Source organism: Paenibacillus sp. FSL H7-0357 (assembly GCF_000758525.1).
In the GTDB taxonomy this organism is placed as follows: Bacteria; Bacillota; Bacilli; order Paenibacillales; family Paenibacillaceae; genus Paenibacillus_AQ.
Genome location: NZ_CP009241.1, coordinates 627,802 through 650,213 on the forward strand (window position 1 = coordinate 627,802; position 22,412 = coordinate 650,213).

General features: G+C 51.5%; 18 protein-coding genes and 1 pseudogene. 14 read left to right on the forward strand and 5 right to left on the reverse strand.

The features are described 5' to 3' along the window. Nucleotides 1-533 precede the first annotated feature (533 nt). Both H70357_RS02830 and H70357_RS02835 read left to right on the forward strand, forming a co-directional pair. Nucleotides 534-1,301, forward strand: a complete 768-nt coding sequence (locus H70357_RS02830; protein ID WP_081965661.1) for an ABC transporter ATP-binding protein — start codon at nt 534-536, stop codon at nt 1,299-1,301. Further along, nucleotides 1,280-2,590 (forward strand): ABC transporter permease, encoded by a 1,311-nt coding sequence (locus H70357_RS02835; RefSeq protein WP_156130800.1) that lies wholly within the window; start codon nt 1,280-1,282, stop codon nt 2,588-2,590. Before H70357_RS02830 ends, H70357_RS02835 begins: the two co-directional genes overlap by 22 nt. Nucleotides 2,591-2,718: 128 nt before the next feature. Here the strand turns inward: H70357_RS02835 and H70357_RS02840 are convergent, their stop codons facing one another. Further along, nucleotides 2,719-3,981, reverse strand: coding sequence for a BaiN/RdsA family NAD(P)/FAD-dependent oxidoreductase (locus tag H70357_RS02840; RefSeq protein WP_038585542.1), 1,263 nt, complete (start codon nt 3,979-3,981; stop codon nt 2,719-2,721). A 398-nt stretch (nt 3,982-4,379) separates the two neighbouring features. Here H70357_RS02840 and H70357_RS02845 point away from each other — a divergent pair, with 398 nt between their 5' ends. From H70357_RS02845 to nadE, 3 genes are all read left to right on the forward strand, one after another. Next, complete coding sequence (locus H70357_RS02845; RefSeq protein ID WP_156130801.1) at nt 4,380-5,888, forward strand: two-component system sensor histidine kinase NtrB; 1,509 nt, start codon at nt 4,380-4,382, stop codon at nt 5,886-5,888. A 160-nt stretch (nt 5,889-6,048) separates the two neighbouring features. Continuing rightward, entirely contained in the window at nt 6,049-6,483 is a 435-nt protein-coding gene (locus H70357_RS02850) for a BrxA/BrxB family bacilliredoxin (protein WP_038585544.1), read from the forward strand. A gap of 105 nt (nt 6,484-6,588) precedes the next feature. Then, a complete protein-coding gene (gene nadE, locus H70357_RS02855) occupies nt 6,589-7,398 on the forward strand; it encodes an NAD(+) synthase (RefSeq protein ID WP_038585547.1) in 810 nt (269 codons plus the stop codon). 115 nt (nt 7,399-7,513) lie between these two features. Here the strand turns inward: nadE and H70357_RS02860 are convergent, their stop codons facing one another. Continuing rightward, nucleotides 7,514-8,332, reverse strand: coding sequence for an alpha/beta hydrolase family protein (locus H70357_RS02860; RefSeq protein WP_038585549.1), 819 nt, complete (start codon nt 8,330-8,332; stop codon nt 7,514-7,516). Nucleotides 8,333-8,601: 269 nt separating this feature from the next. Here H70357_RS02860 and acpS point away from each other — a divergent pair, with 269 nt between their 5' ends. Then, complete coding sequence (gene acpS, locus H70357_RS02865) at nt 8,602-8,994, forward strand: holo-ACP synthase (protein WP_038585551.1); 393 nt, start codon at nt 8,602-8,604, stop codon at nt 8,992-8,994. 108 nt (nt 8,995-9,102) lie between these two features. Next, complete coding sequence (gene mutY / locus H70357_RS02870; RefSeq protein ID WP_038585554.1) at nt 9,103-10,494, forward strand: A/G-specific adenine glycosylase; 1,392 nt, start codon at nt 9,103-9,105, stop codon at nt 10,492-10,494. 704 nt (nt 10,495-11,198) lie between these two features. Here the strand turns inward: mutY and H70357_RS02875 are convergent. Further along, a complete protein-coding gene (locus H70357_RS02875) occupies nt 11,199-11,807 on the reverse strand; it encodes a superoxide dismutase (protein ID WP_038585557.1) in 609 nt (202 codons plus the stop codon). A 597-nt stretch (nt 11,808-12,404) separates the two neighbouring features. On the opposite strand from H70357_RS02875, the gene H70357_RS02880 reads away from it, so the two are divergent. The 5 genes and pseudogenes from H70357_RS02880 (at nt 12,405) to folE (ending at nt 16,408) form a co-directional block, all read left to right on the forward strand. Next, nucleotides 12,405-12,824 (forward strand): GNAT family N-acetyltransferase, encoded by a 420-nt coding sequence (locus H70357_RS02880; RefSeq protein WP_038585559.1) that lies wholly within the window; start codon nt 12,405-12,407, stop codon nt 12,822-12,824. Between the two features lie 181 nt (nt 12,825-13,005). Further along, the gene (gene lepB, locus H70357_RS02885) at nt 13,006-13,623 is read left to right on the forward strand and encodes a signal peptidase I (protein ID WP_038585562.1); all 618 of its coding nucleotides are present in this window, start codon (nt 13,006-13,008) and stop codon (nt 13,621-13,623) included. A gap of 18 nt (nt 13,624-13,641) precedes the next feature. Then, nucleotides 13,642-15,409 (forward strand): annotated as a pseudogene (queG, locus tag H70357_RS02890) (tRNA epoxyqueuosine(34) reductase QueG). A 103-nt stretch (nt 15,410-15,512) separates the two neighbouring features. Next, entirely contained in the window at nt 15,513-15,764 is a 252-nt protein-coding gene (locus H70357_RS02900; protein ID WP_038585565.1) for a YneF family protein, read from the forward strand. 50 nt (nt 15,765-15,814) lie between these two features. Then, nucleotides 15,815-16,408, forward strand: a complete 594-nt coding sequence (gene folE, locus H70357_RS02905) for a GTP cyclohydrolase I FolE (RefSeq protein ID WP_038585568.1) — start codon at nt 15,815-15,817, stop codon at nt 16,406-16,408. A gap of 90 nt (nt 16,409-16,498) precedes the next feature. Here folE and H70357_RS02910 read toward each other — a convergent pair whose 3' ends face one another. Both H70357_RS02910 and H70357_RS02915 read right to left on the reverse strand, forming a co-directional pair. Continuing rightward, nucleotides 16,499-17,674: a Fe-Mn family superoxide dismutase gene (locus tag H70357_RS02910; protein WP_038585570.1), complete on the reverse strand. Its 1,176-nt coding sequence runs from the start codon at nt 17,672-17,674 to the stop codon at nt 16,499-16,501. Nucleotides 17,675-17,881: 207 nt separating this feature from the next. Continuing rightward, a complete protein-coding gene (locus tag H70357_RS02915) occupies nt 17,882-18,922 on the reverse strand; it encodes an alpha/beta hydrolase (protein ID WP_038585573.1) in 1,041 nt (346 codons plus the stop codon). Nucleotides 18,923-19,210: 288 nt separating this feature from the next. On the opposite strand from H70357_RS02915, the gene H70357_RS02920 reads away from it, so the two are divergent. Then, on the forward strand, nt 19,211-19,957 hold the full coding sequence (locus H70357_RS02920) for an IclR family transcriptional regulator (RefSeq protein WP_038585575.1): 747 nt from the start codon (nt 19,211-19,213) through the stop codon (nt 19,955-19,957). A 163-nt stretch (nt 19,958-20,120) separates the two neighbouring features. After that, nucleotides 20,121-22,352, forward strand: a complete 2,232-nt coding sequence (locus H70357_RS36855) for a response regulator transcription factor (protein WP_269322463.1) — start codon at nt 20,121-20,123, stop codon at nt 22,350-22,352. Nucleotides 22,353-22,412: the final 60 nt, after the last annotated feature.

Here is a 22,412-nt window from a genome sequence, read left to right on the forward strand (position 1 = left end):
GCTTCTCCACCCTCTATCGTTATCGTTAATCGTACGGGTTGCCCCGTACGGTACTAAATCATGGCTTGAATTGCACGGTTTAGCCGTGCAATGACTTGATATAGCTTTACAATACGTCAAACAATGGATCAAGAACATGTGATTTGTCACAATGAGCACACTTTTAATTATTAAAAATCAAACAATTTTTTTAGAGCGCGCAAAAGGTGCATACTAAATTAGTTTTTTTGGTGTGCGTCTCCGGCAGGAGGGCATTTTCAGCCTCTGGCGCGGCGGAGATTTACTCCCGGGGATTGATGAACAAACCGTTGGCTTCCCTTACTTTAAATTACAAAGAAGCAAAGATTAGCATGGGGTGTGTTGCCTGATCAAGGTGTAATCTGGGGGTCTTTCCTTAAGCCGGAGAGGTCTCTTTCCGCACTTCGGGGAAGTAATGTTTGATGATTCTTCCCTTTTGTCCGTATAATGGATAAAAAAGAACGGTAATAGCAGCCGGGACACTTGTGAATTGACACTTAGGAGATGGAAGCCGTATGAAAGAGACAGAGTTTGAAGATGATTCTGCAGAGGGGTTCAAAGCTGAGGGCGAATGGGAAGAGGAAGATATTGTGCTCGATGTTTCCATTGAGGAAGCTGGTTACGAAGCGGGCGACAAACGGATTTCAGATGTTTCTTTCCAGGTGCGGCGCGGCCAGCTGCTGGGATTGATCGGACCAAACGGAGCAGGGAAAAGCACCACCATCAAGACGCTGCTCGGCTTGTTGAAATATGCCAAGGCTAAAGTGATTATCGGCGGAGAGAGTCAATCGTATGCATACGTGCCGGAACAGCCGGTATTTTACGAGGACCTGACACTGTGGGAGCATCTCGATTTGGCAGCTGCTGCCTATGGTTTGAGCTATGAAACCTTTGTGGCCACCGCCGAGAAGCTTCTGGTGCAGTTCGGTATGGGAAATGTGCGGGATGACCTGCCTGCAGGCTTCTCCAAAGGTATGAAGCAAAAGATGATGCTGATGCTTGGCTTCCTGGTCCAGCCCGATGTCTACATTGTGGACGAGCCGTTTATCGGGCTTGACCCCCGTGCCACGAAGGATTTCCTGCGTCTCCTGGAGGCCGAGCGGAAGCGCGGTGCGGGCGTTCTGATGTCCACGCATGTACTGGATACTGCGGAGAAAATCTGCGACAGCTTCGTGCTGATCTCCAGCGGGGAAGTAACAGCAACAGGCACTTTGGAGGAAATCCGCGACATTGCCGGATTGCCGGAGGGGTCGTTGTTTGATTGCTTCGACGAATTGACATGAGCAGTCAGGAACAGGCTGTTCTTAACCCTAAAACTTCCGGCAAAAAAGCCGGGTATGCTTTTCCTACGGCTCCGCAGCTGTTCCGGCGGCGCCTGATCTCCCATTGGCGTGAGCAATCGGCGATTATCCGTACGGCGGCCGACTGGACGGTCCTGCTCTACCTCGTTATTCCCGGCGGCCTGCTGGGCGGACGGTTCTATTTCGGGTTCTGGAGCGGGGAAATGCCAACATGGACGACCGCGACCCCCTTTATGCTGCTTCCGCTGCTGCTGGCGGCTCTAATTGCTACCGGAGGTATGGTGCTGCTGCTCCAGGAAGGGGATTCGTTGTTTCTCAGGCAGCGGCAAAACTGGATCAGAAGCATTATGCTGCGGGGGCTTCTGTATAGTCTTACCGTAACTGCCCTCAAGATGGCTGCGGTATTTGCTATTCTGCTGCCCTTCATCGTCCGGGGGTACGGACTCAGCGGGGCAGCTGCCGCATCGCTTCTTGCAATGACCATAACCTGTAGCTGGTGCGTCAAACTGCTGGGACACCTTGTTAAAGTACAGCGCCAGGGCTTCCGCCGCTGGCTGTGGCTCATTCCGGCCGTGACTGTCCCCTGTGCCGCTTATGTCAGGGCTGCTATTTATTGGGACAGCCAGCCCTTGCTGCTGCTGGCAGCCGCTGCCGTATATGGTGCTGTGGTTGTATGGGCCATACGCTTCCGCTTGCGGCTGCACGCAACCTTTATGAGCGATGTGCGGGAAGACTACAAGCAGCGGATGAGAATTGCCGGTTTATTGCTGCGCGGCGTGCTTGATAAACCGCGCCCCACACGCTATAAACCATGGATTTTCCGCAAATCACAACCGCTCCTGGCTTCGAAGCAGCCGGAGAGCCGCTTCGCGGCGGCAGGCATTAAAGCACTTGTGCGCAATCCGGCACACCTGAAGCTCTATTTTGCGTTCATGGGCGTTTCCATGATAGCTATTTTTATCGTTCCAGGGGTTTTGAAATGGGGGTTGCTCATTATTCTGGCGTTATTAATGGCCTACTGGCTGACTTCTTTCTGGTTATTGTTTGCAGGGGACGACTATATCGGGATCCTGCCCTTTACCAAAGCTCAGAAAGCCGATGCCGGTTCCGCAGCAATACCGATTCTGCTAGTTCCTTTTACAGTGATCTGTTCTGGCGTGGTTTGCATTCCTTTGTATGGATGGTGGGGGCTGCTGCTGTTTATTCCACTCGGATATTTAATCGGGGTTTTCATTGCCAGAATGTTCAGCACGATGCGGTTTCAGAGATAGGTGCCGCAGACCCGCTAAATACAAAACAGCGTTACTTGCCGATTTACGCAAGTAACGCTGTTTTTAAATTAGAGGGGATGCTATTTGGGCGGGCTTTGTAGTCCTAGACGGTGGATTTCTCTCTGGTTCTAATGCTGTCCAGCTGCATGTTTGCCTGCTGTGTAACCTGTGGAGAAAGCAGCGGTAATATTGTAGCCGCCGGTATAGCCGTGAATATCCAGCACCTCACCGCAAAAATAAAGTCCCTGCATAAGTTTAGACTCCATCGTCTTGGGATCGATTTCCTTCAGATTGACACCTCCGCCGGTAACAAAAGCTTCAGCCAGAGACCGGGTGCCGTGAACATAGACCGGCATCCGTTTCAGAAGGGCGGCCAGCGCTTGCAAGGCGCTTTTGGGAAGATGATGGCCGGTGATGTCTCCGTCCACCCCGGCTTTGGCCAGCAGCAGCGGAATGAGGCGCTCCGGAATCAAACCTTTCAAGGAATTGCGGATGGCCTTCTTAGGCTCCAATTCCAGCTTGTTCTGCAGCTGGGACTCCACCTCCTGCGGGTGATGGTCGGGAAAAAGGTCGATGGACAGCTCAACTGTGTCCGTTCCGGATTTGCGCTGGACCTGGCGCAGGAACTGGCTGCACCGCAGCGCAATCGGGCCGGACAGCCCGAAGTGAGTGAAGATCATATCTCCCCGGTGGGAGATCACCCTCTTGCCTTTGGGATTCCAGACACTCAGCGTCACATCCCGCAGGGACAACCCCTGAAGTTCCCCTGACTTGATCCATTCCTCCCTAGAAACAATGGGGACTTCCGTCGGGAACAGCTCCGTAATTGTATGTCCGGCGGTGATCGCCCAAGGATAGCCATCCCCGGTGGAACCGGTCTGAGGTACAGATTTGCCTCCCGTGGCGATTACGACAGCGCCAGCGGCAACCCCCTTGCCTGATTTCAGGCGGATTCCTTCTACTTTACCGTCTCCGTACAGGACCTCCTGCACCGGGCTATCTGTCATAATCTGCACACCCAGGCTGCGAACTTTGCCGATTAGAGCGGAAACGACGCTGGAGGCCTTGTCCGACACGGGAAACATCCGCCCGTTGTCTTCCTCTTTCAGGGCGATGCCCAAATTTTCAAAGAAATCGACAATATCGCGATTATTAAAATGATCAAACGCGCTGTATAAAAAGCGGCCGTTGCCCGGGATATGGGCAATAAGCTCGGAGGTTTCCTTGACGTTGGTTACATTGCAGCGCCCGCCGCCCGAGATTCCCAGCTTCCGGCCCAGCTTAGCCCCTTTATCAATCAATAATACGGAGGCGCCGTGCTCCGCAGCGGCCACGCTGGCCATCAGTCCGGAGGGGCCGCCCCCAATGACGATTACATCATAGTTGCTCATGAATCTGCTCCTTTACATGCTTAAGGTATAGCGAATTTCAGCATTTTCGGTGTTCTACTAACGGCATCATACCATTCCGGCCGCGGTGTAGCCAGACCTGTGGAACCGGCATGTGATTATCGTTGTCAGAAAAGCCCGGCTGTGCTTTAATCTAAGGGGAAAGGGTAATTTGTCCAACTTGGGGAGTGATTGCAATTTTAGATGCGGTAAAGGATATTTTATTGCAAATCTTATCTGCCAGTTCCTTTATATTTCTATTTCAATGGTGGCTGGACCAAAGCCACATTATACGCAGAAATCGGCAATTTCCGGATGATCAGGCTTTGCTGATTATTTGCTGTGCCATTAGCATTACCCTCTGCACCATTTTCTCAACAACATTATTCGGGGTTGTTTATTTGAACTTGGCTATATTGCCCGCTTATATCGGTATATTATATGGGAATTTCCGCTCCGGGATAAGTCTGGCTGCTTTTTTTATGCTCTGCACGGCACTGTTTTCGGTGCCACCGGGAATCGGCAATATGGTAGTTAATACTGGGGTTCTTATGTATCCGCTATTGCTTGGCTTTGTCCGGCCTTTTAAGAAGGGAAAGATTATTCAGAAGATAGGCATGCTATGGGCTATTCTGGCCCCCAGCATGCTCTTTATTGTGCTCATGCCCAAAATGAACGGCAAGAATATATATGAAACCCTTTCGGCAGACACCTTTCTGGTAACGGTATATCTGTTTATTACCGTTATGCTCGGCGGATTATTTATATTTTGTATCGAAACCGCTTGGGATAGGCTTCAAATCAAGGAGCAGATGAAGGGAATCTCCGAGAAATTCAAGCTGGAATCAGAGAAGCTTCAGCAAATTACCGACGCAGTACAGCTGAATATTATGTCGATGGATGACAGCGGGTATGTGACAGAACTTAACGAATTTATGCTCAAGCTGATTCATCGCCATTATCCTGAACTGACAAGGGAGACTATAATGTCCCAGCCTGCAGGCCAGCTTTTCAGAAAATATATTGACGAGCAGACCTATTCCCGGCTGGAGAACATCGTCCGCAGCAAACAGCGCACCAATGCCAAAATTACATGTGCAACGAGTACATATCAAATTTATACGGAGCCTCTGCTGCGGGATTCCGGAATTCCTGGCGGCGTTGTGATGATCGTTCAGGATCTGACCGAGGAGGCGAAGCTCCGCAGCGAGCTTGATAATGTAGAGCGGCTAACGCTGGTTGGACAGATGGCTGCAGGCATTACGCATGAGATCCGCAATCCCATGGCAGTCGTTCGCGGATTTCTCCAGCTTATGAGAGAGAAGAGTCCGGGAGAGCTGGATTCATACTACCAGATCGTGATGGATGAGCTAGACCGGGCCAACGCCATCATCAATGACTTTCTGTCACTTGCACAGACCCGTGTATCGGATAAAGAAATGGTGCAGCTTCATCTTATAGTAGAAGAGCTGAGTCCTTTGATCTGGGCGGATGCCAATCTCCGGGGTCAGAGCATTGAACTCCGGCTAAACCCGTCATTGCCTCTGCTGATGCTGAATGTCAGGGAGATTAAGCAGCTTGTCCTTAATCTGGCGCGCAACGGGATGGAGGCCATGGACCCGAAGGGGGTGTTGACCTTGGAGACACGTGTGAATGAGGATAGAGTTGAGCTGATGATTAAGGACACTGGAGGCGGAATTTCAACAAGCCAGATTGAGAATTTATTTGTCCCCTTCTTCACAACAAAAAATCATGGAACCGGGCTCGGGTTGTCGCTTTGTCTGAGTATTGCCGAGCGGCATAACGGAAAGATTGCGGTTGAATCGCAGGAGGGTGTGGGCACAGTGTTCACCGTATCCTTTCCTTTTGAGAAGGAAGAAAGTGCAGCAACGACTAGGCTGCTGAAGTGAACGTCCCTTGATAGAGGCACAAGTCACAGACGATGGGCTCCGCTGCAGCAGCAGGTCCCTCCCTTGCTTTCACAGAGTATGCATGTATAATAAAGTTAGTAAGTGCTGCTGTAATGCAGCCTGACCAAACACTTTACAAGGCAAAGGAGAGTGCAGAGGAATGTCCATGTCATTTAATCAATATATGAGAGATTCAATTCAGCCTATGCGTGATGACCTGACAAGTATCGGGTTCCAGGAGTTATTGACTCCAGAAGAGGTGGAAACCACTCTTCCAACCGCAAAGGGGACGTCGCTCGTTGTCGTCAATTCTGTATGCGGCTGTGCAGCCGGCCAATGCCGTCCTGGTGTAGCCCAAGCTTTGCAGAACGAAATTCTGCCGGATCATCTGTTCACCGTGTTCGCCGGACAGGAGAAGGAAGCCACTGCTAAAGCACGTGAATACTTCGCTCCATATCCGCCTTCTTCACCATCTATCGCTTTGATGAAGGATGGAGAGCTTGTTCATTTTATTGAGCGTCATGGGGTAGAAGACCGTTCAGCTGCCGAAATTGCTGCTGAATTGAAGGAAGTATTCAACCGTTTGTGCCAGTAATAGCGGTTAATTCATAGGATCTCGCGGTGGCCGGCAATCCGGCTGCTGCGGGATTTTTTCAAAATATAATTTATATGTTCAAAGTGATGAAACGGGGTGTGGTTTGTGAGCTTGCAAGAAGAGATTATTGCTGCCCTCGGCGTAAAGCCGGCCATTGATGAAGAGGCAGAGGTACGGAGGCGTGTCGATTTCCTGAAAGCATATGTACGGCAGGCAGGAGCAAAAGGGCTGCTCATTGCGATCAGCGGCGGGGTCGACAGTGCGGTGGCAACAGGCCTGTGCAAACGGGCAACCGATGAGCTGACCGCAGAAGAAGGCAAGGAGTACATCACCCTTGGCGTATTTCAGCCTTACGGTGTCCAGGAGGATATCGAGCACAGCTACGCGGTGGCTGAAGCTTTTGAACTGACACATAAGGTTGAGACCAATATTGAAGAAGCTGTAAATGAGATCGCACTTGAGGTTGAACATAGCCTGAAAGCGCTGGGCCAGCACCGTCACATTACACATCAGGGCAAAGGCAATGTGAAGGCGAGAACCCGTATGGTTATGCAGTACGCGCTCTCCTTCGAGAATAATCTGCTGGTAGTGGGAACGGATCATGCTTCCGAGGCCATCACCGGCTTTTACACCAAATGGGGCGATGGCGCAGTCGATATTACACCGCTGAGCTCGCTGAACAAGCGCCAGGTACGCCAGCTTGCAGCTTATCTGGGAGTACCGGCGGATATCGTAACCAAAGCACCGACGGCCGGACTCTGGCCCGGACAGACGGATGAAACTGAGCTGGGTATTACGTATGATGACAACAGCGACTATCTGGAGGGCAAACAGGTCAGCCCTGAGGTTGCCGGGAAACTGGAAGCTTATTACCGGAGAACGGCGCACAAGCGCAATGTAATACCGGGCATCTAGAAGGAGAAGTTTATACAAAAACCGCCGGAGATCTGAGTGCATACTCAGACTTTCCGGCGGTTTTGTGTGTAGTATTATATGATATGGCGGTCTTCCGTTGGCGGCGGGCCGGCGGTTATCCGGCCAGTACGCTGCGGATAAACTCGCGGGTAGCGTCGATCGCCTGTTCCAGCTGCGGAGTGGTCCCGGCAAAAGGATGGACACTGCCAAAGGTATGATTGCCCTCCGGAATTTGCACCCGCTCTATATCGGGCCGGAGGTTGACCAATTGCTCCGAGCCGCGGCGCAGCCGTTCGCTATCCTGGGTCCCCTGAATGAGGACAACGGGGAAAACGGCAGTTTTCATTCGCTCCAGAAGATTGTAGCGCCCGGCTTGCCGCTCCAGATCTTCAATAATGACGGCATCGAGCGGCATTTGCTGACCCGTGCGGCCATTGAGTACATGAGTCCGGCCGCTTTGTTTCATTTCGCGTTTTTGTTCTTCAGTGAACAAATCCAGATCGGTGATTCCGTTCCAGGAGATGACTCCGGCAATCTCCTCGGGGTGGTCCAGTGCGTAAAGCAGACAATCGCCGCCGCCGCGGCTGTGACCCAGCAGGAATAAGGGCAGGCTGCCAAATTTATGATGCTGGCTGAGATAGGAGAGCAGAATCTCCATGTCTTTGATCTCGCGGTTATAGGTATTGCGGGCGAACTTCTCAAGCTCGGTGAAATTCTGCAGATCCTCACCGATTCCCGCATGGGAGAAATTGAAGGAGATCACTTCATGCTCCTGGCTGAGCGCGGCTGCGAGGTAAGGGAACATTCCCCAATCCTTAAAGCCCTTGTATCCGTGGGCAATAACAATCAAACTATTGGCTTTGCCTTGAGATGGAAAATGTGAGCAGCGCAGGACGGCATCTTCTCCGGCAGGCAACTGAAAATTGCGGTTCATGGTCGATTCCCCTCTCTTTAGCTTTCAGAGATTATTATGTCTTCTTAATATAGAATTGAGATTCTGTGGTTAAGATTCATGATGAGGGAAGTAGCAGGATAGACTTCGGCGGTTTTTTCTTTTAAGATAGCAGAAAGAATCCGGGACAACTATAATCTATATGATTTACGGACAATGTCATATGAAGATCATACCATTAACAAAGCTATTAAGGATAGCTATCAGATTGAAGCGGTTTATGACTGCACGTCCATAAGGAGCGTGGGATTTTGATATACGGGATCGGGCATGATGTGCTGGAAATCCAGCGGATTGAAGCATTAATGAATAAAGGATCTGGAGCGAAGTTTATCCGGCGTATCCTTACAGAGGCAGAGCTTGAGCTTCTGGAGCGGCGGGGCGGCAATGCTGCGGAGTTCATAGCCGGGCGGTTCGCGGCCAAGGAGGCGGTTGTGAAAGCGCTGGGCTGCGGCATCGGCCGGGAAGTGGGGTTTCAGGATATTCAGATCCTGCCGGATGTATATGGCAAACCGATAGTTACACTCTCAGAGGAGGCCTGGGAACGGCTCCGGCTGAAAGGCCGGGAGTACCTCATTCATCTTACCATTACCCACAGCCGTGAGCTGGCTTCGACTTTTGCGGTAATGGAACGGAGGGCTTGAGCGGCAAGGAAGGCTGGGGTTTATAGTACGGGACTTGAATGAACTGACGGGCCGTAGCTCCACTGATGCCAGTGTGAAGTGAATATAAAGAATCAAGGAGAATAAATGATGACAACGCATGAACAACAGGAGCAGGCGCAGCAAGATACTAAGTTGTTTTTTAGCCGTAATCTGCTGGAATGGTACCATGGGCAGAAACGTGATTTGCCTTGGCGGCGCCATCGCAATCCGTATTATATCTGGATTTCGGAAATTATGCTGCAGCAGACGAGAGTCGATACGGTAATTCCATATTTCAACCGCTTCATTGAGCGGTTTCCTACGGTGGAATCGCTTGCCGACGCACCGGAGGAGGATGTGCTGAAATGCTGGGAGGGTCTTGGTTACTATTCCCGTGCACGGAATCTTCAGCATGCCGCGCGGCAGGTGAAGGAACAATACGGCGGAATGGTTCCGAATGACCGCGATGCCGTATTCAGCCTTAAAGGAGTTGGCCCCTATACGGCAGGAGCTATTCTCAGCATTGCGTTCAACCGGCCTGAACCTGCGGTGGACGGAAATGTGATGCGGGTATTGTCCCGCTACTTTCTGATGGAGGATGACATCGCTAAGGGGCCGACGCGGGTGAAGATGGAGCGGCTGGCGGCGGAGCTGATCCCGGAGGGGGAGGCTTCGCATTTCAACCAGGCGCTAATGGAACTCGGGGCGCTCGTCTGCACGCCGAAATCACCGCGCTGTCTGCCTTGCCCGGTGATGGAGCACTGCGCCGCGCGCCTGGCGGGCTGCGAGACTTCGCTGCCCGTCAAGACCAAGGCCAAGCCGCCGCGCCCCGAGGAGCGGCTGGCGGCCCTTGTTACGGGCCGCGGCGAGCACGCGGGCCGGGTGCTGATCCGGCAGCGGCCATCCAGCGGGCTTTTGGCCCGCATGTGGGAGCTGCCGCACTGGCCGGCGCCGCCTGCGGAGGGCGGCGCTTCCGCTGCGCTGCTGCCTGAGGCGGCAGCGCTGGACCGGCTGCGCCGGTCACTGCGGCAGGCCGGGATCTTCGCCCGGCCTGAAGAGCACTGGATGGCTGCGGAACATACGTTCAGCCATATCGTGTGGACCCTGCAGGTGTACCGCTGCAGGGAAGAGGACGCCCCGGCGCTGCCGCTGGCGGCGGAGGGACGGGCGGCATACGCGGCCGGGAACGCGGCTGCCGCCGTGCCCACGCAAGGCAGCGCTCCACCCGCAGATGGCACACAAGCTGGTGCTGCACTGGCCTCAGGCATGCCGCCAGCCAGTGTTGTGCGTGCTATGGACACGCCAGATGCGTATGAGGTTGATCTCTTCACCGCCGCGGACAGCCCGGTCGAGCAGTTTGCAGACGGTAGCGGAAATCCGGAGGATGCCGGAGCCGTGCGGTGGATCAACCGCGAGGACATGGCGAACTACGCCTTTCCGAACGTTTTTTTGAAGCTGCTTAACCATTATTTTGATGAGCTGGAAGCACAGAAGCTGTAATAGCGGAGAAGAGTGGCTTGATGAGGGGAATAGGACCGAATAGGCTGGCAGAACGGGCGGTACGAAATGGGGTTCTAGGGCGAACCGGAGCGAAGCGCGATTACCTGAGAGAGTGAGCGCGTGCAAGTAATGAAGCGGAACGGTTTATCAATGGAATCTGAGCACAGGTAATGTCCAAAGTCTAGATTTCTAAACCGTATTGCAGCTGATCCAGCTCGCATCTCCCTCAGGTTCAGGTCGAGATGCAGTTCTATTGCACTCTGTACAGCAGAATCTAGTGGAATAGGCGTTTTTGGCGATAAATCCAGAAATCTGTTGTACAAAATACAGCGGAATGTCATTTATTGCTGAGCAATGAGCATTCTACTGCAGAAAGTGCAATCACATAAAAATGCCTGATAGCAATCAGGCATGAGTGCTACGGATCAAATTCAGTCTAGATAACGACTGGTTTGTACAAAAGCATTCGCTACTGTAGCGCTCCAAGCGTACGCTGCCGCATCAACTCCGGGCCTATCAATGAAAAACGGCTGCGCTATGTCCTAACTGGACACGGCGCAGCCGTTCTCACATCTAGGGATAAGGTGGAAGCTGGACACCACATCCTGCGTACAGCAACGGCCCCGTCCTTTAAAAAGGACGGGGCCGTTTAAGTTATAGATTAGAGTAGGCTGAGCAAGGCGCGGCGATATCGCCGCAGTCCCTTACTTCGCGCTTTCGTAACGTTTGCCGACTTCTTCCCAGTTAACTACATTCCAGAAGGCCTTGATGTAGTCAGGGCGTTTGTTTTGATAGTTCAGGTAGTAAGCATGCTCCCATACATCGAGGCCGAGGATAGGAGTAGCACCTTCACTGATTGGGTTGTCTTGGTTCGGTGTGCTTGTTACAGCAAGTTTTCCATCCTTAACCACGAGCCAAGCCCAGCCGCTGCCGAAACGGGTAGTTGCTGCAGTAGCAAAATCTTCTTTGAATTTGTCGAATCCGCCCAGCTCGCTGTCAATTGCAGCTGCCAGTGCACCTGTAGGTGCGCCGCCGGCGTTTGGTCCGATGACTTCCCAGAACAGGGTATGGTTGGCGTGTCCACCACCGTTGTTGCGAACAGCAGTGCGGATGGATTCAGGTACAGCGTTCAGGTCTGTGAGAAGCTCTTCGATGCTCTTGTTTTGAAGTTCAGGTGCTTTTTCCAGAGCGGCGTTCAGGTTCGTCACATAAGTATTATGGTGCCTGTCATGATGAATCTCCATCGTCAATGCGTCGATGTGCGGTTCAAGAGCGTTGTTCGGATAAGGAAGTGCCGGTAATTGAAATGCCATGGAAAAATCCCTCCTGAGTTTATTAGAATTGTATAGATAAAGAATTTTGGCAGTCTTGACGTCAAAACCCCTTATTTCCAATGCCTCTTATTGGTTATATCCGATAAGATACTTTTATTAAACCGTATCTGGAACAATAATGCAACATTAAACAAACATAAACGTTTAAAAAGTTGTGATCAAACAAACCTGACCGGAAGTGTAAATGCTGTGTTAAACTTATAGAATTCCGTGGAGACTTTGCTTTTATACCTTTGAATTTACCTTTATAAAGAAAATATGTAAACATGTTTCATGAAAACGCTTCATATCAAGCGCTTTCAAAAGAAAAATGGTGATATCGCGAGAAAAGTGTGCTTTAATAGAGTCAAAAGCAGGTATTCCTCGGTTTTTGGAGATTAGAGAAGTTACCGACCATTTTACATTAGGTTAATACTTCTTTGATCGCAAGAAAAGCTGCTTGAAATGATGGATTCGACAACATCCTCGAAATTCATCCATTTTTGCTTTTCTGATGCCTTTTTTCCTCTTTATACTGTTACGGGAACTCCTTCTTTTTGTTAAACTCTAAGCCATAGAAAAGGGAGATTTTAAAGAATGCACGTTCGTTCCTTTCAATTAAGCGACGTTACCCCTGTGACTGAACTGCTGCAGAGCGCATTATCGGAAGAATGTTTTGAAAGCACGATCGAGCCCTTCTCCAGACAGCTTTCTTGGGATTCAGATCTCATTGTAGTTGCTGAGGATGAAGAAGAAATTGTTGGTGCGCTGATAGGTACAATCGAGAAGAACCACGGCTGTTATTTCCGAATTGCCGTCCATCCCGACTACCGCCGCAGAGGAATCGGCAAAAGTCTTGTAACGGCGATGGAACACAGATTTCAGGCGCGCAAGGTCAGCGGTATTTTCGTAGCCGTTGATGAGCACAATTCCTTCGCATTGCCGCTGTATGAAGCTATGGGATATGATGAGAATCAAATCTTCAAATCAGTACGGAAGCTCAGCATCGTTGGATAATGTCTTTTATCATGGGCGCTGCGTAAGCGGAAACATTTACTAAATAGAGAACTATAGCGACTTGCATAGTCTGATCCATTATACTAAAGCATATCTCCCCGAAGTCCATTGCAAATGGCCGGGAGATATGCTTTTCTATTGTTATAGACTTGATCTACCAATCTGGGCAAGAAGGTGGCATATGGACCGGGAGCTTGAAGGGGAATTTATGCGAAGCCGCAAGCAAAGATACAGATCTGTCACACATCACGGTTCCAAACTGCAGCCGGGAAACAGATGGATTCTAGAACTGCGGGATTGGGTAATCACCGCGGCAATTGTATTTGGGTTCATGTCGCTTTTGAATTTATTTATTTTCGATATTTCTACTGTGGTCGGCCAGTCCATGCAGCCTACGCTGGTTGAGGGGGAGAAGCTGATCATTAACAAGATCACTTTGAGCTTTGCGAACCCGTCGCGGGGAGATGTTATTGTGCTGCATGATCCCAGCACCGGCCCGGACCGCAAGGAATATCTGGTGAAACGCGTCATTGGGATACCCGGTGATTTCATAGAGGTGCAGGGACATAAACTGTATGTTAACGGAAAAATGGCCGATGAGCCTTATATTGATACGGAAATTCAGGATCCTGATTTTTCGGGGCTGACTGTCGAAAAGGGAAGCTATTTTGTGATGGGCGATAACCGGCATGCCGGAGCCAGTAAGGACAGCCGTTACTTTGGCACTGTCCCGCAGAAGAGTATTGTCGGCAAGGCAGTTTATATCTGGTGGCCGCTCTCCAAACTGAATTCATTATAAGAGAAGGTGAAGGCGGAAATGAACATTAAAACTCAGTCATCCTATGCTCCTCCGCCTTCCATATGGGAAGATCTCAAAGCGGAGATCAAGGCTGCCGCTCCGGCGCTGGGCATAGATGATATCGGGTTTGCGACGGCGGAGCCGTTTCTATATTTAAAAAATATCCTGCAGGATCACCGGGACAAGGGGTATGAATCCGGTTTTGAAGAGCCTGATTTGGACAAGCGGACTATTCCGGCACTTCCGTCCGGTGAGACTCCGCTATCCATTCTGGCCATTGCGGTGGCCTATCCTTCCAAGATGGAGAATCCGCCCAAATCTGAGCCGGGTGCGCGCCGGGGGATTCTGGCCCGGGCTTCCTGGGGCCAGGATTACCATCATGTGCTGCGTGAAGCGCTGGGGAAGCTGGAGGCTTTTATCCGCGAGCGTGTGCCGGATGCCGTGCTGGAGAGTATGGTGGATACTGGCGTGCTGGTAGACAGAGCTGTAGCGGAGCGGGCAGGAATCGGCTTCAGTGCCAAGAACTGTGCGATCATCTCTCCCAAGTGGGGGTCATGGATCTATCTTGGAGAAATGGTGACGAATATTCCGTTTCCCCCGGATGCACCCGTGGAGGAAGGCTGCGGCGAGTGTACGAAATGTATTGACGCTTGTCCTACCGGGGCACTCGTTGGCCCAGGTCAGCTTAACGCCCAGGCCTGTATTTCCTATTTAACGCAGACCAAAGGGTTCTTAAGCGATGAGTATATGACCAAGATCGGCAACCGGCTGTATGGCTGCGATACCTGCCAGATTGTCTGCCCGAAAAATCGCGGGAAGAACTGGAACCACCGTCCGGAGCTGCTGCCTGATCCGGAGATCGTCAAGCCGCTTTTGCTGCCGATTCTTGAGCTCAGCAATCGCGAGTTCAAAGAGAAATTCGGCAGCAGTTCGGCGGCCTGGCGCGGCAAAAAGCCGATCCAGCGCAATGCGATTATCGCGCTTGGCAATTTCAAAGAGGCTGGCGCTGTACCGAAGCTGACCGAAATTGTGCTGCGGGAGTCACGCCCGGAAATGCGCGGGACTGCGGCCTGGGCGCTTGGGCGCATTGGCGGCGGAGAGGCGCTGGCGGCTGTTGAAAAGGCACTGTTGGCTGAAGAGGACAACCAGGTCCGGGAGATGCTTGAACGGGCGCTGGACAAGCTGCTGAAGCGGGAGGAGACGGAGAGCAATGAGCAAGCTGGCGGGGGGCAGTCTGGGAACTGAAACTGCTGTGTATTACAGTGAAATGGAATCGCCGATTGGCCCGCTGACCTTATGTGCAACAGAGGCGGGATTATGTCTTATAGAATTCGGGACATTTGCCGGGAGCCGGGACAACCTGGAGAAATGGCTCAAGGTACAGATTGGAACTGTGATATTAATCGAAGATGAGTCCCGGCTGAAGCAGGCTAAAGCACAGCTTGAGGCATATTTTGCCGGTGGACTGCAGGACTTCACGCTGCCTCTGGATATGCGTGGCACGGCTTTCCAGCTTCAGGTATGGGAGGCGCTGCGCGGCATTCCCTACGGAGAGTCCGCTTCCTATAAGGATATTGCTGTGCGGATCGGCAATCCGCAGGCTGTGCGCGCTGTAGGCGGAGCTAATAACCGCAATCCTGTTCCGGTAATTGTGCCGTGCCACCGGGTAATCGGTGCGGGAGGAACGCTGGTCGGCTACGCCGGTGGCCTTGCGATTAAGACCCGGCTGCTGCAGCTCGAAGCAGAGCACGCCCTCCCGGATGACACCGGAACCTACCTCTTCTGACTCATGGGATTTACCAATTGCTGTCCAGTTCTTGAAATGCTATGATAGATTCGCATGCCCGCAGCGGGCGCTGCAGACAATTGAGTACAAAGGTGGATTCCAGATGAATATTGTATGGCCTATTATTACGCTTGTTGTTGGTCTGATCGGCGGATTCTTTATCGGTGTATATTATCTACGCAGACAAATGACAACGATGCAAAATGATCCGGAAATGCTGCAGAAGGTTGCGAAGCAAATGGGTTACAACCTGAACGGCAAGCAAATGCAGCGTGCACAGCAAATGATGAAGAACAATAATCAGCCTGGACGTGCTCCTGTTGCAAACAAAGGGCAGCGGCGCAAGGGCAAGTAACACGGCCCGGATAGATGAAGGTATACGCGGGTGCGGAAGGGGGAGGTTTCATGGGGGGCATCAAGGAATACGTAAACGGCAAGGTCTCGGTGAACCGCGAGCAGATCGAGTACCATGTTGAGAAGATATTGGAGTTAATCGGAGAGGACACCGGCCGCGAAGGGCTGTTGGAAACACCGGCACGGGTCACGCGGATGTACGAGGAGATATTTGGCGGTTATTCAATAGATCCCCGAGAGGCGCTTGGTGTAACTTTTGATGAATCTCACGAAGAGCTTGTCATTGTAAAGGATATCGTCTATTACAGCCAATGCGAGCATCACATGGCTCCTTTCTTCGGCAAAGTGCATATCGGCTACGTCCCAAGCGGGCGTATTGCCGGACTAAGCAAACTGGCCCGTCTCGTTGAAGCGGTTAGCCGGCGTCTGCAGGTGCAAGAGCGGATCACGACTCAAATTGCCGACATCATGACCGAGGTGCTGAATCCTCATGGGGTCATGGTCGTCGTAGAAGGCGAGCATCTGTGCATGTGTGCCCGTGGGGTGAAGAAGCCCGGCAGCAAGACGGTGACCATGGCGACGAGAGGAAGCTTCCGTGAGGATGCTGCCGCACGCGCGGAGTTTTTGGCTTTGATCAAGGAATAGGATGATAGGGGAGATTCTCCCGGATTTGTACACATACAGAGCCCTGCTTTCACTTTAGATGAGAGCAGGGCTCTGTTTATTTCGAAGATCTCAAAAGGGCTGCCAGACCAGCTTGCGGGCGGCGGCATAACGCTGTGAGACATAAGGCCAATTGACGACCTTCCACCAGTCTTGTATATAGGCGGCGCGATTGTTCTGATGCTTGAGGTAATAGGCATGCTCCCACACATCCAGGGCGAGCAGCGGCACAACATCCCATTGCGACAAATTCTGGTGTTTCTCAGCAGTGAGGATTTCCAGTCTGCGGCTGCGCGGACTCCAGACAAGAATAGCCCAGCCACCGCCTTCAACCTTATTCGCTGCTTCGGTGAATTGCGCTTTAAAGGCATCATAGCTACCGAAGCTGCGTTCAATGGCGTCCAGCAGGGCGCCGGTAGGACGTCCGCCGCCTTGTGGAGACATTACGTTCCAGAAGATGGTGTGAAGATAATGCCCGGCACCATTAAAAGCAAGCTCTCGTTCCCAATGTTTGACGAGATCGAAATCGTTGGTTTTGCGGGCTTCCGCCAGCTTAATTTCTGCTTTGTTCAGTCCGTCTACGTAGCTTTGGTGATGTTTGTCATGATGGATGGTCATGGTCTTCTCGTCGATATACGGTTCAAGCGCATTATAAGCATAAGGGAGCGGAGGCAGCTTATGCCCGCCTATAGGCACAGAACCGGGTTCACGGGTTTGGGCTGCCGGGGTTGCCGGCCCAAACCCGTTGCCGCTGCCCTCTGCAGAAGCTACAGACGCAAACTCCGCTGGGTCGGCTGCGCTTTCCCGCATTAGAACGGATACCTGTCCGGGCGTGCTCAGTCCTCCCAGAACAGCAAGGAAATACTCGGACTCGCGAATAATATGCATTAGTACAATACCAGCCAGCGGCTGGGCTTTCACCGCCTTGCTGCTTTCGCACAGTGCGTATAGCTGGCGGATGAACTCACGCGACTGGGAACAGACCGTCTGCAGCAGCAACTCTGTTTCGGCAGCAAGTTCACGCTGCCCGGCAAATGCCGGAGTGAGCGAAGTTTCCAGCAGCCGCCGCGCGGCTTGCTCTGTGGCACCAAAGACGACAGCCCATTCATCGAGTAGTTTGACATAAGGCTCTTCCAAGTGAGGCACAATTGCTTTGATGACTTCGGTATGCTCTTTCTCCTGGGTCTTCCAAAATACAGTTTCTTCGAGTATTCGTGCTGGCAGCAGCGGTCCATATACATATAACATTACATGCAGTCCTCCCGTCCGATATCTTAAACGGTTCATTATATGAGCGGAAGCAGTGTCTTATGTGGCCTTGCCTGGAGAGAATAATATATAAAGGCTTTGGTAAGGCGGTAGCAGCTAAACAACAAAAATAGCGTGCAGAGTTGTATTTTATGAATACATTCTGCACGCTTTTTATTTTTGATAAAAGATGATGCCTTAGTGAGGTTATTTGCCGGCAATGGAAGTCTGCTCATTCTCCTGGCTCTTGGCCAAATGCACATTGCCCAGAAAAGCGGAAACACGGCGCAAATATTCGCGGGGATGCTCGCGGAACAGCAGCTCATGGTGGCTGTCCTCGACGATCCATGAATCCGAGTACGGGTTGCTCTGGTTGGCCGCAAGCTCTTCGGCAATCGGGTATGGCGCCTTGTCATCCTTCGTGCCGTGCATGAACAGAACGGGGAAAGGATAGTCTTCAGCCTTTACCTTGGAATAAGGAATTTGATTTAGCCCTGTGCCGTTCAGTACCGGGAAGAGCAGCTCCATAATTTCCAGGGAAGGCTGGCGGGGAAGATCAATATTTTGCTTGATATTATGGTAAAGTGTATCCGGCTCCAGCAAAAAAGTGCTGTCCAGAATCATCGCATCGACGTCCTTGGTAACTAGCCCCGCCTGAAGCGCTGTGCCGGCACCCATGGAGAAGCCCCAAACGACGATCTCTCCGGCTCCCCGGTCCTTGGCGAACTGTATGGCGCCTAAGAGCTGCTGGGATTCTTTTTTGCCGCCGGTAGCGATATCCTTGTTGGTCTGGGAAGCGAAGCCATAGTCGAACATGACGACGTTGAAATTCAGGCTATGGGCATAATGGGCCAGATCATACATCGGTACCCAGGATTCCTCGCGGTTGGCGCCGTAGCCATGACTGAAGACAATGGTTTTGGTAGAGTCCTTGGACGGGATATACCAACCCTGCATCGTCCGGCTTCCGTCATGCGCCTGAAAGGTCACATCTTCATAGTCCAGCCCCTTGGCCAGTGAAGGGTTGGAGTACAGGGGAGCCACTGTCGGATTAGACAGCACCCAGGCAATATAGCCATGCAGGGCAATGAAGCAGAACACAAAAAAGAAAAATACGGACAGCAGCAATGCGACTACAATATGTTTAACGCGAATCATCCCCAGTGAAAGGTTGGGGGCGATGTCTGACTTATCCTCCTTGGTCTTGCGTGAGACCGGTCTGCCGGTACGGTGGGTTGCCAGATCCATAAGATCCACTCCTAAAATCGCAAAGTCAAAATCAAACTGAACTGTTTCATGTAATGAACTATTTCCATTTGTATCGGCATAATTAATTCATATGTTTAATCGTATGGGGACGCCCTCATAAAGTCAATGAATTCGCCGTTTTTGTAATCTAACTGTAAAGTGCGGCCCAGCCTTTTCCTGTCAGTTAATATACTGGACTTTCCTTGGGCTTTTGCTCTAAGATAGAATTAACTATGTACAATTATGTAACCGGGTTTCATTTAATGAAACAGGTAAGGGGAGATTGCTGTGGAGGATCGTAAACTGACCGTACGCGCTGTAGAACGGGCGCTGGATATATTGCTGTGTTTTACGAAGGAGAATGATGATCTAAGCTTGACTGAGATTGCCGCCAAAATCAGCCTCCATAAGAGTACTGTGCACCGGCTGCTCACTACCCTGGAGGAGAAGGGCTTTCTGATGCGCAATGAAAGTACCGAGAAATACCGGCTTGGTATGCGGATTTGGGAGCTGTCTACCCATCTGCCGACGCTGGATGAACCGGCGGCACTGCTGCTTCCGGCGATGGAGCGGCTGCGCGACCGGCTGGGAGAGACGGTCAGCCTCTATCTGCGCGACGGTCTGGAACGTGTGCGCATTCAGGCTGTGCAGAGCCGGCAGGCAATCCGCCGGGTGGCACAGATTGGTGCCCGGCTGCCCTTATCTGTTGGCGCTTCCAGCAAGGTGCTGGCCGCCTATGCGCCGCATGAGGTGCAGATCCGGCTGCTGGCAGATCCGGCTTGGCCGGAAACTGTAGATAGAAGCCTATACTTGGAGCAGCTTAAGGAAATTACCCGCCGGGGCTATGCGACCAGCTTCGAGGAGCGGGAACCAGGGGCTGCTGCAGTGGCTGTTCCTATTGTCGGCCGCAATGGCAGCGTAGTGGCAGCCCTTTCCCTGTCCGGCCCTGTCAGCCGCTTGTCCCGGGAAACTCTCGAGGAATATGCTGTGATTCTTTCGGAGAATGCAGCCGAAATGGGATTGATGATGGGGTAATCGGGAAAGTCTGGTTATGCAGTCGAATTATGGGGGTAAATTAAAGAGAAAGCTGCCAGAAGCAGTAATATTCAATTTGTAACTATAGGGAAAATGAACTATGATAAAAAATTATAGGTTTCAGATTTTATAAGTAATTATACTTTTTATTCCGGGGGGATGGGTGATTCCATTGAGCGCTGCAGTACCCGATTCATTAATGGAAGAGATTCAACAACTTCAAGACACATTCGGTGCTGTTACGAGTCAGGCTCTTGTGCTAACGGATCAGGAAGGAAACTTGATAACCCGTCCAACCATTGCAGGAAGGTTTTATAAGGAGATTATTGACTCCTTGCAGCACGTACACCGTCCCTTTGAGCAGACACTGCGCCGCTTGGGGGCCTTGTCACATCCTGCCGTCTTGGACCGGTGGATTCCCGGATTGAAATATATCATTACCCCGCTGGTTCCGGAGTACGGAGAGATTTATTATCTCTGGTCAGGCCTCTATATGGAGGAAGGTGCGAAGGAACTGGTATTGCAAGCCTTCGAGTCCAAGATGAAGAATCATCCGGAATATGATCAGCTAAGTTCTGAGCTAGCTGCCTTACCCGAGAGCAGTAGTGAACGTGTATTCGAGATCAGGGACAAGATAGCCGTTCTTGGCAGTATCCTGTGCAAATTAATAGGAGGCTCTGCCCTTAAGCCGGTGACGGAAAGAAACACTATGATGATTTCGCGCCTTCTGACTCATCTGGAGGAGGATTTCCTGAAGATTGAAGAGGTGCTCCAGCAACTGGCAGGGACTTTTTCAGCCGCCGATTTGTATGCCTTTGCCAAGGAGAACGATGAAGGGCAATTCAAGGTGAATTATGCTGCGGGAAAAGAGGCACATCTTTTGCTGAATGCTGTATTTCCGCAAGGGGACGGTTTTTTTGGACAAGCGGTCCTCGGCAAAGATCCGAGACATTGGAAAGACATTGCCAAAGATCCAAGATCCCTTTACTTCACCCGGCGGGGGATGACGCTGCCGGAATGCCTGTCTTGTTATCCGGTTTTGATCAACAACGGCAAAAGGGCGCTTTTGCTGGCAATCAGCTTTGGAAGAAATGAACAGGTTCAGGGCTACGACCGGCAGGAGCAAATCGTCGCCTCTTTGCTGGGAATATCCGACTGGGGAGAAATGCTGCTGCACAGGGGAAAACTGCTTGAAGAAGGAGCGTTCCTTCTTAAGGAAGCGGCTAGACTGCTGCCGCAAGCGTTGTCGAGGAAAGATCTAGGTATGCAACTGCTGGATGTTGTCATGGTCATGCCTTTCTATCCCTCATCCACGTTGGTTTACTTTCAGGAAATCGAGAGTCCGAACATTACGTATTTTTCCAGAGGCTGGACCTCAGATGAGGATGCATTGTATGTCAAAGGGCTGGAGTCCCGCTACTCCCAGCAATCCTTTCTCTCGTCTGCTGTCATCTTTGAGACGGCAGGAGGTTCGGTTCTGCTCGAATGTCCGCTGCTATCCGGGAACGAGTTCAAAGGACTGTTGTCTGTCGGATTCAGGGGGCGAAGTGAAGCGGAGCAATGGCAGACCTTCATCGAATCGGTAGCCTGTCTGGCCACTGTTGCCATTCGTCTTCTGGAGAAGGAAGAAAGGTATATCGGGCAGGCTGAGGCCTTTATGACCGAACTGCGCCGTTACCTCCAGAATGCAAACACTGAACTGAGCAGTCTATCGCTGGACGCTTCCGATATGGCGGTAGATTTTGCCCGTTACATAGGCCTGACTGAAGAGGAAGCTGAAAGGGTGGGAAAGACGGCTCTGCTGTCTCCTTTCCATATTGAAGCGTTAATGGATTTTGGATATTACCCGGATGAAATCTCGCTGCTGCAGCAGGTGGACGAGTTGGCCTCTCAATTCTTTACTGTGGAGAAGCCTCCCCTGCCTCTATCCGGCCAGGTGCTTGCACTGATACTGCAGCATACAGGAAGAGGTGCAGATCAGAAACATCTGGGCAGCCCTCCGCACAAATGGATTGATCCATCCAGATACAGCAAGGACTACAATATTGCTTCCTGGATTGAGGATGAACGGATTTCCTCGTTCCAGTCGTTTCTGCTGAGCCGGGAGGATTCGCGGCCTAAGAAGAGAATCGTATCGGCAGCGAGGCTGCTGGATAGCCCGGCATTGACTACACTCAAGGAAGAATGGGGGGTCTCACCCCGGGAAGAAGAAGTACTTGAGCTAATTGTCCACGGGAAAACGAATAAGGAAATTGCCAACACGCTGTTTATCAGCGAGCATACCGTCAAAAACCACCTGAGCCGCATCTTTAACAAGATGAACGTAACCGACCGCTCGCAAATTATTGCACTTATCTATAAGGTAATCCTCGATGCCGAACGCATCGAGATTTAGGCCTGATCCGAAGCTGCAGATACCGCTTGGATTGGATGAAGCTTCACCACAGGGTAAGCT